Below are 16477 nucleotides of genomic sequence, written 5' to 3'. Positions count from 1 at the left end.
AAGATTAAGACAAACCAGTATTAGGGCACATCTCCTACGATATCGATCACGAAAGCACTTCCTGCTCCCCACTCAAATCCTGATGCAAACGGTGTCCGGTACTTAAATGCCGCGCCAACGTCTCGATGAACTGTTCATAACGCGCAGTCGCCTGGGCACGGGCAGCGGCCGCAGTCGGCTCGGGCAACGGTGGCGTTGTGAGCAGCCAGAAGCGAATAAAAAGCGCCAGTGTCTCGACGTTGATCCCAAGGTCTCGCTCCATGTGACCGATCCGGCGATCAAGCCGTTCCAGTCGTCGGTTCAGCGCCCCCTCACCTTTTCCGTCCTCCGGGGAAAGAAAGGCGGCCAGAGCCGTTTCGACCAGCATGGACTGGGACTGGCGACGACGTGTAGCGAGATCGCCGAGCGTCTCCGCCAGAACCGGGTCCAGATACACTGTAATCTGCTGCTTCCTGCGCACGCGTTTCATGGGCCTTCCATCTCCATGCCATCATCCCGATCCAAGGCAGCCAACCGCGTCATTCGCTGGAGATCCTCGAATTCCCGCCTGGCTCGCATGGAGGCATGATCGGGATCGATATCCGGGTCTTTGCGTTCATGCTCGTCCTGCCCCCGTCCGGCTTTCGGCGTGTGGGCTGCATCAAACTCACGCGTCTGCTTCTGTCCTGCACCCATCGGTTCGTCGGAAGACGTTCCAGCCAACGTGTCTTCATCTTCAGGAGGCATCTGATCTGGCGTGGGTCTACCGCTCCAGTCATCCGCGCCCGAAGCGCCCGCCAGCGACCGAGGCGGAGGCGGAGGCGGCGACAGGATACGTTCCTGCAAGCGCGGATCGGCATAATAACGCGCCTTGCGGGCGCGCACTGGCGGCGTGCCAGCCGCCATGACAACCTCTTCGTCAGGTGGAAGCTGCATGATCTCGCCGGGTGTCAGCAGAGGCCGGGCGCTTTCCTGCCGGGAGACCATCAGATGCCCTAGCCAGGGCGACAGGCGGTACCCGGCATAGTTTTTCTGTGCCCGGACCTCGGTAGCCGTGCCAAGGGCGTCAGACACACGTCGAGCCGTCCGCTCATCATTCGTCGCGAAACAGACACGGACATGGCAGTTGTCGAGAATTGAATTGTTCTGCCCATAGGCTTTTTCGATCTGGTTGAGGCTCTGGGCGATGAGAAAGGCCTTGATGCCATACCCCGCCATGAAGGCGAGCGCGCTTTCAAAGAAGTCGAGACGCCCGAGCGCCGGAAACTCATCCAGCATGAGCAGAAGGCGATGATTTTGCTTCTGGTGTTGCAGGTCTTCCGTCAGGCGGCGACCGATCTGGTTGAGCACCAGGCGGATCAGCGGCTTGGTCCGGCTGATATCCGATGGCGGCACGCTGAGATAGAGCGTCGTGGGGCGGCCGCCACGCACGATATTGGTGATCCGCCACGCGCAGCGGGATGTCACCTTGGCCACGACCGGATCACGGTACAGGCCAAGGAATGACATGGCGGTGGACAGCACACCTGACCGTTCATTGGGGGACTTGTTGAGCAGTTCCCGAGCGGCCGAGGCCACCACGGGGTGTGGCCCTGCCTCTCCCAGATGCTTCGTCCGCATCATCGCGCGCAATGTCGTCTCGATCGGCCGCTTCGGATCGGACAGCAGGTTTGCCACGCCGCTGAGGGTCTTGTCCTTCTCCGCATACAGGACATGCAGGATGGCCCCGACAAGAAGGGAATGGCTTGTCTTTTCCCAGTGGCTGCGACGTTCCAAAGAGCCCTCGGGATCGACCAGCACGTCAGCCACATTCTGGGCGTCCCGCACCTCCCACTCACCCCGGCGGATTTCCAGCAAGGGGTTGTAGGCATCCGAGCGGGGATTGGTGGGGTCAAACAGAAGGACACGGCTGAATGTTCCCCGGAAGCCTGCGGTCTCCTGCCAGTTCTCCCCCTTGATGTCATGCACGATGGCCGAACCCGGCCAGGTCAGGAGTGTCGGGATGACGAGACCCACGCCCTTGCCCGAGCGTGTGGGCGCGAAGCACAGAACATGCTCCGGGCCATTATGCCGAAGATAGGTCTTGCGGTGACAGCCCAGCACAACGCCGTCGGGATCGAGCAATCCGGATTTCTGCAGGTCTTCGGCATTCGCCCATCGCGCGCTGCCATAGGTAGCGGCCCGTCTGGCCTCCCGCGCACGACGCACCGACATGGCGATAGCCACGAGAAATGCCAGCACACCACCCGAGCCAGCAATCCAGCCACCTTGCGAGAAGATGTGCGGCGCGTAGGCGTCGAATTCATACCACCACCAGAAAACAAGCGGCGGCGCATAGACCGGCCAGTGATGGAACAAGGTGAACCATGGCTGACCGAGTTCGGGCTGGAATGCCAGTTGCCAGGCCACCCACTCGGTCGCCACCCACCAGGACAAGACAACCAGCGCCAGTACGACGCACAGCTGTCCCCATAGGATCCGCGCTCCTGACATCGCCGTTTCCTCCTTTTCATCAATCGAGAAAAGGCGAGAGAAAGGCATAAATGCCAGCACCGCAGACCCGGCCGCGCGGGTCGGCGTATCCGGGCGTAAAATTATCGCCGCTCGCATGGGCTCTACGTCACAATCGCGCTTCAATAGGTTTTCATGGGGATGGCCTTCCCCTGAGACGACGGCACCAGGTCCACGCCGTTAACATCCGTAACGACGTTGTGAATCCTGCAGGATCGCCTGCCCTCATTTTCTGCTTAAAATTCAGGCGTTAGGCGCATCTAGGTTGTTATGACGATCGAAATCCGCCATCTGCGATCCGCGCTCGCGGCCGCCGAGCATCGTAGCCTCCGCAAAGCAGCGGCTGCATCGGGCATACGTGCCACCCTTCTTTCCAAGGACATCCGCCTACTGGAAGATATGATTGGCTGTACGCTCTTTATCCGCACGCCAGCGGGCGTACGACCAACATCCCATGGCGTCGACTTCCTGCATGTGGCGCGGCAGATCGTCCACGATGTGGATATGCTGGTGAACAGTCCCGGTTCCGGTGCCCGGCAGACAGCCCGCCGCCTTACGATTGGTTATTATACATCCGTCTCGACCGGAAACCTCCGGGCAACGCTGGGGGAATTCCAGCGTAGACACCCGACCATTCCGTGGAAGTTTGTGGGCGGTAGTCGTGCATCACTGTTGCAGAAGGTCGAAACTGGACAGGTCGATATTGCAATTGTCACAGCGGGCGGACTGGAATGGCAGGATGCGCTGCTCCGGCTCTGGTCGGAACGCTGTGTGGCCGCACTGCGGTCCGATCATAAGCTCGCAGCACTGCCCGTTCTGGAATGGAGCCTTCTGCGCGATGAGCGGTTTCTCATCAGCACACAGGATCCCGGCCCGGAGATCGCGGACATCATCCGCCATTATCTCTCAGTCGATGTGCGCGCCCCCAATCTCGTGACACACGATATGGAGACACAGTTTCTCAAACCCTTTGTGGCGGAGAACGGCAGCGTCATGATCGATTATGAAAGCGCAACGGGAGACGGCCTGACCAACATTGTCTACCGGCAGGTACTCAACGGTCGCCAGCCTGTTGAACTACGTTTTGTAGCCTGTTGGCGGGCCGATAACCCCAACCCATCTCTGGCTCGTTTTCTCCGGTTACTCCGGGAACGCTATCCGGATATATCCTGACAAAGACGCAAGACCTCTGCGGTTTCAAAATTAATTTGGAACTATCATTATCCAATATACGCCAACGTAGGTCACGCATGTTGCATACATCACTCTCGAATCTTGCACAGTGCGATATCACGAATTTTGCATAGGTCACCCGTCGGACGTTGCAAGTGCAACCCACGTTTCTTGCAGCCGTCACCTATCGAAATTTGCAGCGGCGTTGCCCCACGACTTTGGCATCAAGACGAGGGGCAATACGTTGAAACTAAATAAGGAAAATCAGTGCAGTTTCGGTCGGCAAAATTTCACCAGCTATACGAAAGGTTCCCGTATATCCGTTGGCCCTGTCCGTAGTAGCAAGCGCCACCACCACTACTAGAACTACAAGATGTAACGTATCTCTTGTTCGCCAGATTTGATATAGCCAGCTGTGCTTTCAATCCCTTGAGAGTGGGAGTTAATGCAGAAAAATCGTAATGAGCACCGACATCAAATATAGTATACGCAGGCGCTTTAAACGAGTTTGCATTATCAGCGTAGGTCATTCCAATATATCGAACACCGAAATTCACACCAAATCCATGCAGAATTCTGGCGGGAGGGTTATATTCAATAAACATGTTGACCATGTTACGAGGAAGTCCAGAAATATATTTTCCTTCCTCTGAAACGGTACCAATAACGGTCCCGTATATATCCCTCTTCTTTTCCACTGTATCACTCCTTGATACTCGTGTATCATTGAAACTGTAAGAAGCTGTTAAATGAAGATCCTTGGTAAGGTTTGCGTGCGCGGACAATTCAACCCCTTTAGACACAACAGTCCCCGCATCGACTTGATAATCAGGGTTATCTGTGTCGGTGATGGCATAGTGAGCTTCTTTGATGTGGTATGCAGCAGCAGTCAGAAAAATATTGGAATGCGGGATTAAATATTTTAGACCAGCTTCAAACTGATCCCCTTGTTTAGGCTTGAACAGTTTCCCGTTCACGTCAAAATATCCGACCTGAGGCATGAATGATGTTGCATAACTGAAGTATGGAGTCAGCCCAAAATCAAAGTTATACGTAAAGCCTGCACGCCATGTAAATGCGGAAGCGGGCTCCTTTTCTACATCGATTACATGTCGTGCCACATTTGTCGCCCCAATGTGGCTCTGAGCATAAACAGTTGCATCATAACCATACCAGTCCTGTCGCCCCCCTAAGGTCACAGTAAGCTTATGAAACTTCATCTGATCCTGAAAATATATGCCTTTCTGGTTTAATGTCTGGAACATATCCTGATTTGTAATATTGTCAGGGCCCGACCAACTATAGTTTGGAGTCCATCCGTATTGCGGCGACCAAATATTTATTGACTTACCACTTAGGTCATAATAGAGGTTCTGCTCCACTTTTACTTGTCGGAAATCCATACCAACCACTATTGTATGGCTTACAGGACCAGTTGAAATATGACTGATTATTTTGCTATCTAGACCAATAGTTTTACTGGGTTGCCACGCCTTGTTAGCTGTCCTTGAATAAGTAGAACCATTAGTCGATAATGTCCCGCCAGTTATAGTATTGTAATACGCTTTAGAATCTTCATACATAAACGTTTGCTGAAATTCTAAGTATTTATTAAATTTGTGCGCAAACTGATATTCGAAGCGGGCTTCTTTAGTAGACTGTATCTGGTTGGTCGGCTCTCCAAGAAAACGGCTACGTGGAAGATATCCTTCTTTCCCACGGATCAACGTACCTACGAGGGGATAGCCGGTACCATACATACCTGAATCCGGCGTATACATGTAACTTCCTACCAACGTAAGGCTTGTTTTATTGTCAATATCCCATTTTATAGAAGGAAGAATACCAACTCTCTTATAATTTACATAGTCCGTTTGTGTTCCTTGAGTGTCGCCAATTCCAGCAATTCTATATTTTACATTTCCTGATTTCGTGATTTTGTCACTGACATCAAAGGTAGCTTCGTAGCGGCCCCAATTTCCGAAACCTACGGATACATTTCTAATCGGTGTATCAGTGGGTTGTTTTAAACGTGTTGCGATAATACCCCCCGGCCCTGTTTGACCATACATCACTGAAGCTGGACCATTTAGAGCTTCTACTCTCTCGACAAATGCCGTTTCTCCAGCCGATCTTGAGTTCGATAATATACCATCAACATACTGCGTGGATTGAAAACCACGCTGCATAAATCCGCCCCCGGATGTACCTGCATTTCCATTGTTTGCAGTTCCTGTCTTCTCAGCATATACTCCGGGCATATAACGGAGTACTTCCATAATATTTTGTGCTTGTTGGTCCTGAATTTCCTGTTTGGTAATTACGTAAACAGAACTCGGAATTTCCCATAGAGGCGTATCGGTCTTCGTCCCTGCATCAGTATAGGTGGCAACATAACCGTTACCTGGACCGATAGCTGCTGCATGTGCGTTAAAGCTACCTCCGACCCGCACCGGACCAAGCGTGATATTGGCGGCCTTGGGTGCGGGCACAATCTGGAAAGCATGTTCTCCCAGCGTCTGGTATGACAACCCACTTCCCTGAAGAATACGCGCCAACGCTTCACTAGACGTAAACTGTCCCCGTAGCCCAGTAGTCGTATGACCGGCCAGTGTCGGCGCCTGTGATGTCACCTGAATACGGGACTGGGCGCTAAACGAGACCAGCGCACTCGACAGCGATCCGGCAGGAATATTGAAGCTGTATTTTGGCTGTGCCTGCGCGGTCTCTGCCCGCGCTCTGGTCGGGACAAAGGACGTCAACGCGGTGGTGGTGGCGAGCATCAGGACCGATGCGGCTATCGGTCTCCTCAGAAATCCTGACGAATGCATGGGCGCGGCTCTTCCTGTCATCTCAATTTTTAATGCAATTCATTTGCATCCAATGGGCATGGTAAGTGAGATGCACGGGAGGGCCGTTTTTTCGGAAAAAATTGCAGATTTTTTTATTTTTTTTGCGTGATGCTCTTTATCACTCTGTTTAATAAGGGTTTTTTCTTTTCCGTGAGGTTGCGCATTTTTCTGAATTCAGCCCCCACACCTCGGCACACGCTCCCAGACAGAGCTGTCCTCTCGCAGAGGCCATTTCCTGCGATCTGAAGCATGTCACGTCCGCTGCCGTGTATGCGGGGCTGAATCGATGTCTGTGAGAACGCCTTACGAGCAACGAGAAACCAGCCCGTCAGACTGTCTCAGCGCCCCGTCACAAGTGCAAACCAGGGCGTTACGGACATGACTTTTCCCCCATAGGGATGCACGATCAGTTGCAGCGACGTTTCCGGATGATGCAGGTCGTAGGAACCGCTGACCTTACGTACTGCCAGCGTGTCATGCGCGACGATGATCCGGGTGCTGGTCCAGGGCTGGAGCGCTGCCACCATGTCAGCGATGGTATTGTCCTGCGCCACAAGCATTCCGTCGCGCCAAAGCCCGATAGTCTCGGGTGCCTGCGTATCGGATATGACCTGGGCGCCTCTGACATCGACGCGATCCCCCGCATGCAGGTCGCGCTCCAGGCCGATGCTTCCCTCTGCGGACACATGCACGGCCCCTTCCCGCACCGCTACGGACGTCTCATCACCATCTGTCCGGGCATCGAACATCGTGCCGATATCCGTCGCCGTCACCGGTCCGGCAATTACGGTAAACGGCCGACTGGCATCATGATGCACCACGAAATAGGCCTCGCCGCGCAGCAGATCGATCCGCCGCTCATGAGCCGTCATATGCATGGCGACTGCGGAACGCGGTGCCAGAATGACCTCACTGCCGTCGGCCAGATGGATGTCCTGTGTCACGCCTGCCTGCGTGTAATGGTCCGCCCGCAGACGTAGTGACAGGTCGGGCACGAACACAAAGGCGGCTATACAGGCGGCCATGGCAAAGCCGGCAAATGCGGCGACCTTTGCCTTTCTCCTGCCTGTGCGATCGTTCGCCGGACTACCCCAGAACCTTCTACGGGCGCCGCCCCGCCTCTTGCGCTCCGGTGGGGCCAGATCGAGTACGCCCAGCGTCTCATTGATTTCCGCCCAGGCCTGTCGGTGCAACGGGCTTTCCTGCAGCCATGCCTCGAACTGGCGGCGCAGTTCGGGATCGTCCGGCTCTTCACGGAGATAGATATGCCAGCCTGCGGCTGCCTCATCGGGACTGCGGGACTCAGCCATGTTGCGCCTCCCCTGTCCCGGAACGGGAGAGACAACCCGGGTGGAACACAGCAGGTAGGATCGCAAGGTCATACCGATAAGATGCGCGGCATCCCCGGTTTTTCAGAAAATAATTCAAATCCACCGAGGCCTACTGCCCTTCCTTGCGTATCCGGTTGCAGGCTGCCAACCCTTCGGTGATCAGACCATGCACCATTGGAATGGATACGCCCAGCACGGCGGCGACTTCCCGCAATTTCATCCCTTCAAAATGATACATGCGAATGGCCTCCGCCTGTCGCTCGGGCATGGCATCAAGCGCATCCATCACACGCATTATCGTTTCACGGGCCGCTACGGTTTCTTCGGGTGATGCGGCATCATCGGGAACGGTCGCCGTAACAACGTCAAAGTCCGCCTCGCTCATCCGCTCGATTTTTGTCCGGCGGGCACGCGTCATCAGAAGGTTGCGAACGATGGTCCGCAGGTAGCTTCCGGGCGAGGCAATCGTGCTGGCGGACTGCCGCGCAAAGAGCACCCACGCATCCTGCACGATGTCTTCCGCCAGCACGCTGTCACCCGACAGCTGTCGCGCATAGGACAGAAGGCCGGGGCGGTGAGCCTCGTAAAGCTCAAGGGACGGATGTTTGGACTTCAAGACAGGTGGTTCCCGATGCCTTCACAATACCAGCATTCAGAAATTAAGAAGGATTCGCAATTGTGATGACACAGGGTCCGAGTTTCCGCAAGATTTAGCAGCAGGCCGCCGGTTTCGCCGCAGTTCAGCGAGGGTCAATGAACAGGACACCTACGATGAAAGAAAGGCTGTTTTCTGTGGGTAAGACGCAAGTCCTTCAAAAACCGCATATCACGTGTCTGTCATTCATCGCTCTTTTTTCTGAAAAAACGGCATCGCCAAGCATCCATACTCCCAGCAGGGGTTCGCCCCGTTTTCATTCCGGACGCCGTCGTCGACTGCGTGTTCCGGGCACGCAGGGAGAGTTCATATGCAGCACGGTTGCCCGCCTTTCCGCCATTCAGTTGCGATTCAGTGTTATTCTTATTCCTTAAAAGGTAGCAGACCGGCAGTATTCGTCGGCGCGTTTGTGCCATGACCACCCGCACGCTTCGTCGCTGGTTCGTGGTCCATAAATGGACGAGCCTGGTCTGCACGCTGTTCCTGCTGATCGTGTGCGTGACCGGCCTGCCGCTGCTGTTCTCCGAGCAGATCTGGGACGCGTTCGTCGGCGACGATGACCCGCCTTACGAGGTTCTGCCGCCGGGCACGCCCAACGTCAGTCTGGATGTCATCGTGGACAAGGCGCGTGCGCTCTATCCCGGCCAGATCATCACCAGCGTCAATCCTGACGACGATGAACCGGCTGTTCTGGTCTCCATGGCTCCAAGCTGGCAGGCGCTCAAGGACGACGAGAACCACCCCGACCGCCATTCCGGACACTGGATCAAGTTCGACGCCCGCACGGCCAAGGTGCTGGAGCAGTCGCGCCCCGCCGATGCGCCCAAGGAGCCGCGCACCTGGACGGGCATCATCATGGGCATCTGCAACCAGCTTCACACAAGTCTGTTTGCAGGACTGACAGGCCGCCTGTTTCTCGGCGTAATGGGCGGCGTCTTCGTGGTCTCGCTGGTGTCCGGCACGGTGCTGTATGGCCGCTTCATGAAGCGCCTACCGTTTGGCTCGGTCCGAACGGATCGGGCCTCACGCCTGACCTGGCTGGACCTACACAACCTGCTGGGTGTGGCCACGCTGGTCTGGGCAACCGTGGTGGGCTTCACCGGGCTGGTCAACGAACTCCAGACCCCGCTGTTCGGCCTGTGGCGCGTGACCGATGTGCGGCAGATTTTACGTCCCTACGCCAATCTGCCGGTGCCGTCGCAAGACCATCTGTCCTCGGTGCAGGCCGCATTCGATACGGCGGCAAAGGCGGCTCCCGGCAATGAGGTGACCGGCCTGTCCTTCCCCGGCGCCTCCTTCGGCAGCCCTGTGCATTATGTGCTCTGGACCCGGGGTGCGACCCCGCTGCGCGCCCGACTGTTCACGCCGGTGCTGGTCGATGCCCGCACGGGCGAGCTGACCGGGGCGTATCCGATGCCGTGGTATCTCCGCTTCCTCGAAATTTCCCGTCCCCTGCATTTCGGTGATTACGGCGGCATGCCCCTGAAAATCCTGTGGGCGCTGCTCGATGTGGTGGTGATCGGCGTGCTGGCCAGCGGTCTGGTGCTGTGGGCTGGCAAACGCAGGATCGCCACCGACGCCCGGCTGCGGGCGCTGGGTTACGAACTGGATGACGTAGACGATACGGCTGTTTCTGTCCTGACGGCGGAGACCGTCCGATGAACGCCGTCTCTCCCGAAACCCCCATGTCATCCCAACCTGTTTCGACATCACGTCCGTCCGTCGCCATCTGGCCATGGCCCATCGCACTGGGTCTGCTCACCACCTTCGGCCTGCTGTCCGCCCTGCTGGGCCAGCACGGCGTCTGGCTGGCCCTGTCCTGGGCCGCCCTGTCCATTCCCCTCATCGTTACGGTCATCTGCCTGATCCGGGCGTGGTGCAGACCGTCTTCCAAAGGAGGTCTCTCATGACCGATCTTGCCCCCATTTCTTTTTCTCCGTGGGACATGTTCCTCAACGCCGGGCCTGTGGTCCGCTGTGTAATGATCCTGCTGGCCGCAGCTTCGTTGCTGACCTGGACCATCTTCATCGCCAAGTCAGTCGAACTGCTGCGTGTGCGCCTGAAACTCCAGAAGGCCGAAAAAGCGCTGGAAGAGGCCAATACGCTGGACCTTGGCGAGGAATGGACACGGGGCAATTCCTCCATCGCCCATACGCTGGTGATGGCCGCCGAGACGGAACGCAAACGCTCTGCCGACATCCCCGATGACAGCGAGGGACTGAAGGAACGCATCGTCCTGCACCTCGAACGTCTTGAGGCCGCTGAGGGGCGCAGGCTCCTGCGTGGAACCGGCGTGTTGGCCACCATCGGAGCAACCTCGCCCTTCATAGGTCTGTTCGGTACGGTGTGGGGGATCATGACCTCCTTCACCGGCATTGCTGCCAGCAAGGCGACCAGCCTCGCCGTTGTCGCACCCGGTATTGCCGAGGCCCTGCTGGCCACCGCGCTCGGTCTGGTGGCCGCGATCCCGGCGGTGGTGATCTACAATCATCTTGCCCGCCAGACCGCCTCGTGCCGCGCGCAGGTTGCCGACCTCACTGCGCTGGTCATGCGTCTGGTCTCGCGCGATCTGGGCCGCATGCAGGCCCTGACCGCCAGTGGACAGGTGGTACGGTTGGGCGCATCGCGCGACAGCCGCTCGGTCGCCGGGGAGTAAGCGGGATGATCCGTATCCGCCACACCGATGAAAGCCCGCACGAGGCGAGCGAGATCAACGTCACGCCGTTCATTGACGTGATGCTGGTCCTGCTGGTGATTTTCATGGTCACGGCCCCGCTGACCACGGTGAACGTGCCAGTCGACCTGCCGTCCTCGACCGAGAAGCCGACGCCGCGCCCCGATGATCCGGTGTTCCTGACAGTAAAGGCCGATCACGGACTGGCTCTTGGCGAAGACGACATCTCCGCCGATGCGCTGCCCGGCGCACTGGAGAGTGCGACCAAGGGCAACAAGGACGAGCGCATCTTTCTCCGCGCCGACAAGACAGTTGATTACGGCACACTGATGGGTGTTATGGATAAGCTGCGGTCCGCCGGCTACCTCAAGGTCGCGCTGGTCAATCTTCAGGGACAGGAAGAGGGCAGCGAGGCAGGTTCGACGCCTGTGCCGTCTGGCAACGCTGCCCCGGCGTCAGGCGCGACCCCATGAGCAGTGCGTCCGACATGACGCAGGCCGAAGGGCATCCCGCCACCAGCACGGCAGCACCTTCCTTTGCCGAGTGGCAACGTGGCCAGTTGCGACTGGCCCGGCGGGATGACGCCCTGCGCTGGGGTCTGTCCTTCCTCGCCGTGCTGGCGGTCGGTGGCGGAGCGATCTGGTGGATCATGCGCCTGCCGCCACCGGTCATGGCGGTGCCGGAACCACCGCCCGCCGCCATTGCCATCGATATGGCCCCCGAACCGGTCTCAACACCGACCCCGCCCACGGATCTGCCGCCGGGACCACAGCAGACGCAGTCCATTCCCGATCCGGCCCCGGTTGAACCACCCAAGATCACGGCCCCACCTTCGCCCGCACCCAATCCGCCAATCCCGGTGCCAAAGCCCGAGAAGCCAAAGAAACTGGTGAAGAAGCATAAACCGGTGCCGATGCTCAAAAAGCCGATCCCGGACAGGACGCCACCCGCCGAGGCGACAACCGCGCCGCCGTCATCGGAAGCACCGCCAGCGCCCGCACAAGCGGCGCCTGCACCGGGTGCCTCGTCGTCAAAGGCGTCGCATGACCCGGTGACCTGGCAGGGCGCGCTGCTGGCGCAACTGGAGAAGTTCAAGCGCTACCCGTCCGACGCCATGGCCGATCACCAGGAAGGCGTGCCCACCGTGACCTTCTCCATGGACCGCAAGGGCCATGTGCTTTCGGTGACACTCGCCAGTTCTTCCGGCCATCCGCTGCTGGATCAGGAAGCCATAGCGCTCCCCAAACGCGCCCAGCCACTGCCCATTCCACCGGACAGTGTCGCAGGAGATCCGATCACCCTGACAGTGCCCGTCGAGTTCTACATCCATACCGGAGGGAACTGAGGGTTTCGCCGTTTTGTGTCCCATTTTTACTTCCATTCCCTTTCCCTGATCGTGACAGGATCAAACCCATGCTCGCCTTTTCCGAATATCGTCGTTCCTCGCCGTCCCTGAGTGAGATCCGTCCTGGCATGGGTGCCAGCCGCAGCGCCGTAAGCAGGCTGGAAGACCGCTGCGAAGAGGTCGGGATCAAGATGACCGATCTGCGCCGCATCCTGCTGCACGGCATCCTCGAAGCCGGACCACGCGCGACGGCGGTGGAAATATGGAAAACACTGGGAAAGATGATGGAGGATGGGCACGCGCCCTCCCAGGGGTCGATCCAGCGCAATCTCAACCTCTTTGTGGAGCGTGCCATCCTGCGCCGGGATGTTACACCCGACCGGCAGTGGCTCTACAGCGTCGCGCCGGAACGCAAAGCAGCTCTCGCGATTACCTTCGTAGAAGCCGGCACGGGTCGGAAGATCGCCTGCAACGCCCCTGAAGTCGCCACAGTGCTGCGTCGGGTCGCGGCCGAGCACGGTCTGGCGGTGCAGGCCGCCGCCATCACGGTCACACCGTCAGCCGGGCATGATCTGGAGGCCCGCTGACAGACGCCGGATATTTTTTCGTCTTTCTCTGAAAAAATGCCCGCGTCGATCGTCTTATAGAGTGAGCCCTCCCGCAGTGACGGGACATCTTCCTTGAAATTCATCGCCTGGTTCGTCCATCGCCCGGTAGCGACGCTCCTTCTGCTGCTCTCCGCCGTGCTGTCGGGCCTGATGGCGCTGCCCCTCCTGCCGGTCTCGGACTTGCCCGATGTCGATCTGCCGGTGATCTCGGTCTCGGCCTCCAACGCCGGTGGCTCGCCCGAGGTCATGGCCCGCACGGTGGCCGCCCCGCTGGAGCGGCATCTGGGCAATATCGCGGGCGTTACACAGATGATGTCTTCCTCCACACGGGGGCAGACCTCCATCTCGCTGGGGTTTGAACTGGGCCGTGACCTCAATGGCGCGGCCCGAGACGTGGAAGCAGCGATCCGGGCGGCCCGGCGTGACCTGCCGACCACGCCGGGATCGGACCCGCAATATCATCGCGCCAACCCCAACGCGACGCCGGTGCTGATCCTGGCGGTGACACCCGGCCTGCAATCCATGTCGCGCCTCTATGATCTGGTGAACACGACGCTGCGGCCGATGCTCCTGCAGGTGCAGGGGGTAGGCGATGTGACGCTCATGGGCAGTTCCGCACCCGCCGTGCGGGTGGAGATGAACCCGCTGCTGTTTTTCAAATACGGCATGGGGTTCGAGAACCTGCGCGCGGCCCTGGCCTCGGCCAATGCGCATACGCCCAAGGGCGTGATCGACATGGGCGACCAGCGTTATCAACTGGCGGTCAACGACCAGGCCGAACATGCCGATGCCTACCGGGATCTGGTGATCGCCTATAAGAGCGGTCGTCCCATCCGGCTCCGTGATGTGGCGACCGTCACCGACAGCATGCAGGACGTGAACGCGGCAGCGTTCTTTGACGGGAAACAGGCCCTGACCCTGATGGTACGCGCCCAGCCGGGAGCCAATCTGGTCGGCATCGTCGATGCGGTGAAGGGCCGCCTGCCGCAGTTGCGCACGCTGATGCCGCCCGGGGCGGATATCGCGGTTGCGCGGGATGGTTCGGCGGTGATCCGCTCCTCGCTGCACCATACGCTGGTGACACTGCTGGCGTCCTGTCTGCTGGCTCTGGCCGTGGTGTGGGTGTTCCTGCGCTCGTGGACGGCATCCATCGCAGCCGCGATCATCGTGCCATGCTGCCTGATCGCCAGTCTTGGGCCGATGCATCTGGCGGGGTTCGGGCTGGACAATCTCTCGCTCATGGCGCTGACGGTGGTCACGGGGCTGGTGGTGGATGACGCCATCGTGGTGATCGAGAACGTCATCCGCATGCGCGAGCGGGGGCTTTCCATCGACGAGGCCGCCATTGCCGGGGCAAGCGAGGTGGCGTTCACGCTGCTGTCCATTACCGTCTCGGTACTGGCGGTGTTCCTGCCGATCGGACTGGCCTCCGGTCTGACCGGACGGCTGTTCCGGGAGTTTGCCGGAACGGTGGGGATCGCCGTGACCGTGTCGCTGGTTCTGTCCTGTATGGTCACGCCGTGTCTGACGGCGCTGTGCATGCGGTTTTCTGAGAACAGAACAGCCGTTCATCCAGAAGGGGATGCCGCAGATTTTCTGGACCACGAGAAACACAGTGGCAGCCTGTATCGCCGCATTCTGGAATTCTGCCTCAGCCATCCCGGCAAGACCGCGTTGCTGCTGCCACTGACCCTGCTGGTGGGTGTAGTCCTGTTCACCCGTATGCCAAAGGTTGTGTTTCCGCGTCAGGATATCGGCATCGTCTCGGGCGGATCGCGAGGCAGCGGCAGTTCACTGGCGCAGACAAAAGCCCGGCTGGAGCGCTTCAGCAGGGTGCTGCTGGAGGATCCGGCGGTCACGCATGTCATCGCCTATCTGGATACGGGCGAGGGTTCCAGCCACGGCATGGTGTTCGCCACGCTTCGGGATCTCTCCACCGGGCGGGCTTCCGGGGCGGAAGTCGCGACCCGCGTGATCGCCCGGATGGGCAAGGATATCCACGCCGAATACCATGCCCAGGCGCCGGGCAACATCATGATGCGGGTGGGCTCGAACAGCAGCGGGGTGAGCTACATCCTGCGCAGCGAGGACGACCGACTTCTGGGACCGGCAACACGGAAACTGGCGAAAGCCCTGCGCCGTCACCCGGAGTTCACGGATGTGGATCCGGACGTCGATCCGCCGGGACAGGGGATCACGCTGGCCATCGACCGCGATACCGCTGCCCGTGTCGGGGTCACACCGCAGGTCATCGGCAATACCCTGTCCGACGCGCTGGGCCAGACCACCGCCTCGGTCGTCTACACGACCCACGGGCAATACAACGTGGTGCTGACCGTGGAAAACCGCTTCCAGCGCGATCCGGAAATCCTGAAACAGTTCTGGATCAGCCCCTCGGGAGGCTCCGCCTCGGGCAGTTCGGCGTCGAACACCATCCGGGTGGTCACGTCGGCCACGGCCAGCACCACAGCCTCGACGAGTGCCACGGCGTTTCGGAACCAGATCGCCAATTCTTTGGCGGGCGGAGCGAATGCCTCGACCGGATCGGCGGTGGCGACCGGGGCGGAGACATTGGTGCCGCTTTCGGTGGTGGCGCGAATGACCCCCAGTCTCGATCCGGTGGCCGTCACCCATATCGGGTACGCCAGTTCCGCCTCGCTGGCGCTGGAACTGGCGCCGGGTGTCAGCCTGTCACAGGCACAATCTGTTATCGATCAGGAATGGCGGAGCCTGCATCTGCCGGAGACCATCACCGGGGAATTGCAGAGCGATGAGGGGGATGTTGGAAAAAGCACGCATGACAGCGAGATCCTGATCATCGCGGCCATCCTGGCTGTCTGGATCACGCTGGGCATGCTCTATGAAAGCGTGTGGCACCCGCTGACCATCATCTCCACCATTCCCTCAGCCGGGATCGGGGCCATCATGGCCCTCGATCTCTTCGGGCTGCCGTTCTCGGGCATGGCGGTGATCGCCATGCTGCTGCTCACCGGCATCTCGCTCAAGAACGCGATCCTGCTGGTGGATTTTGCCATCCATGCCGAACGCGAACGCGGCCTGATGCCACGGGACGCCATCCGCGAGGCCTGCCTGCTGCGACTGCGGCCCATCGTCATGACCACTTTTGCCGCCGCCCTCGGCGCGCTGCCCCTGGTGCTGATGGGGGGCTACGGGATGGAACTGCGCCAGCCGCTGGGCATCGCGCTGATCGGCGGCCTGCTCGTCAGTCAGGCCCAGACCATGTTCACCACGCCCGCACTCTATCTGCTGGTGGCGCGGTGTACCGATTACCTGCAACGCCTGAAACTGCGATGGATCCGGACACGTCGAACCTGAGCGTCCGCTCCCG

Annotated in this window: 13 protein-coding genes; 8 read left to right on the top strand and 5 right to left on the bottom strand. The window is 59.1% G+C overall.

From position 1 onward, the window contains the following. Positions 1-46: 46 nt before the first annotated feature. The gene (locus HNO79_RS14315) at positions 47-469 is read right to left on the bottom strand and encodes a CopG family transcriptional regulator (RefSeq protein ID WP_214165656.1); all 423 of its coding nucleotides are present in this window, start codon (positions 467-469) and stop codon (positions 47-49) included. Continuing rightward, the gene (locus HNO79_RS14310) at positions 466-2472 is read right to left on the bottom strand and encodes a conjugal transfer protein TraG (protein ID WP_214165655.1); all 2007 of its coding nucleotides are present in this window, start codon (positions 2470-2472) and stop codon (positions 466-468) included. Before HNO79_RS14310 ends, HNO79_RS14315 begins: the two co-directional genes overlap by 4 nt. Positions 2473-2760: 288 nt before the next feature. Here HNO79_RS14310 and HNO79_RS14305 point away from each other — a divergent pair, with 288 nt between their 5' ends. Then, positions 2761-3663, top strand: coding sequence for a LysR family transcriptional regulator (locus HNO79_RS14305; protein WP_214165654.1), 903 nt, complete (start codon positions 2761-2763; stop codon positions 3661-3663). 290 nt (positions 3664-3953) lie between these two features. On the opposite strand, the gene HNO79_RS14300 is transcribed toward HNO79_RS14305, so the two are convergent. From HNO79_RS14300 to HNO79_RS14290, 3 genes are all read right to left on the bottom strand, one after another. Further along, a complete protein-coding gene (locus HNO79_RS14300; RefSeq protein WP_244987558.1) occupies positions 3954-6446 on the bottom strand; it encodes a TonB-dependent siderophore receptor in 2493 nt (830 codons plus the stop codon). A gap of 407 nt (positions 6447-6853) precedes the next feature. Beyond that, on the bottom strand, positions 6854-7825 hold the full coding sequence (locus HNO79_RS14295) for a FecR family protein (RefSeq protein WP_214165652.1): 972 nt from the start codon (positions 7823-7825) through the stop codon (positions 6854-6856). Between the two features lie 130 nt (positions 7826-7955). Then, positions 7956-8462: an RNA polymerase sigma factor gene (locus HNO79_RS14290; protein ID WP_214165651.1), complete on the bottom strand. Its 507-nt coding sequence runs from the start codon at positions 8460-8462 to the stop codon at positions 7956-7958. Between the two features lie 453 nt (positions 8463-8915). Between HNO79_RS14290 and HNO79_RS14285 the strand changes: the two genes are divergently transcribed. From HNO79_RS14285 to HNO79_RS14255, 7 genes are all read left to right on the top strand, one after another. Then, the gene (locus HNO79_RS14285; RefSeq protein ID WP_214165650.1) at positions 8916-10163 is read left to right on the top strand and encodes a PepSY-associated TM helix domain-containing protein; all 1248 of its coding nucleotides are present in this window, start codon (positions 8916-8918) and stop codon (positions 10161-10163) included. Next, positions 10160-10411 carry a hypothetical protein gene (locus HNO79_RS14280; protein ID WP_214165649.1) on the top strand — a complete coding sequence of 84 codons (252 nt, stop codon included), beginning with the start codon at positions 10160-10162 and terminating at the stop codon, positions 10409-10411. Before HNO79_RS14285 ends, HNO79_RS14280 begins: the two co-directional genes overlap by 4 nt. After that, positions 10408-11157 carry a tonB-system energizer ExbB gene (exbB, locus tag HNO79_RS14275; RefSeq protein WP_214165648.1) on the top strand — a complete coding sequence of 250 codons (750 nt, stop codon included), beginning with the start codon at positions 10408-10410 and terminating at the stop codon, positions 11155-11157. The genes HNO79_RS14280 and exbB overlap by 4 nt, the downstream gene beginning before the upstream one ends. A gap of 5 nt (positions 11158-11162) precedes the next feature. After that, positions 11163-11648, top strand: coding sequence for a TonB system transport protein ExbD (exbD, locus tag HNO79_RS14270; RefSeq protein ID WP_214165647.1), 486 nt, complete (start codon positions 11163-11165; stop codon positions 11646-11648). After that, entirely contained in the window at positions 11645-12520 is an 876-nt protein-coding gene (locus tag HNO79_RS14265; protein ID WP_244987557.1) for an energy transducer TonB family protein, read from the top strand. Before exbD ends, HNO79_RS14265 begins: the two co-directional genes overlap by 4 nt. 68 nt (positions 12521-12588) lie before the next feature. Next, a complete protein-coding gene (locus HNO79_RS14260; RefSeq protein ID WP_214165646.1) occupies positions 12589-13107 on the top strand; it encodes a Fur family transcriptional regulator in 519 nt (172 codons plus the stop codon). Positions 13108-13200: 93 nt separating this feature from the next. Then, positions 13201-16464, top strand: coding sequence for an efflux RND transporter permease subunit (locus HNO79_RS14255; RefSeq protein ID WP_214165645.1), 3264 nt, complete (start codon positions 13201-13203; stop codon positions 16462-16464). Positions 16465-16477: the final 13 nt, after the last annotated feature.

Source organism: Komagataeibacter oboediens (assembly GCF_018491655.1).
Lineage (GTDB): Bacteria > Pseudomonadota > Alphaproteobacteria > Acetobacterales > Acetobacteraceae > Komagataeibacter > Komagataeibacter oboediens.
This window is presented reverse-complemented; position numbering and strand designations above follow the sequence as displayed.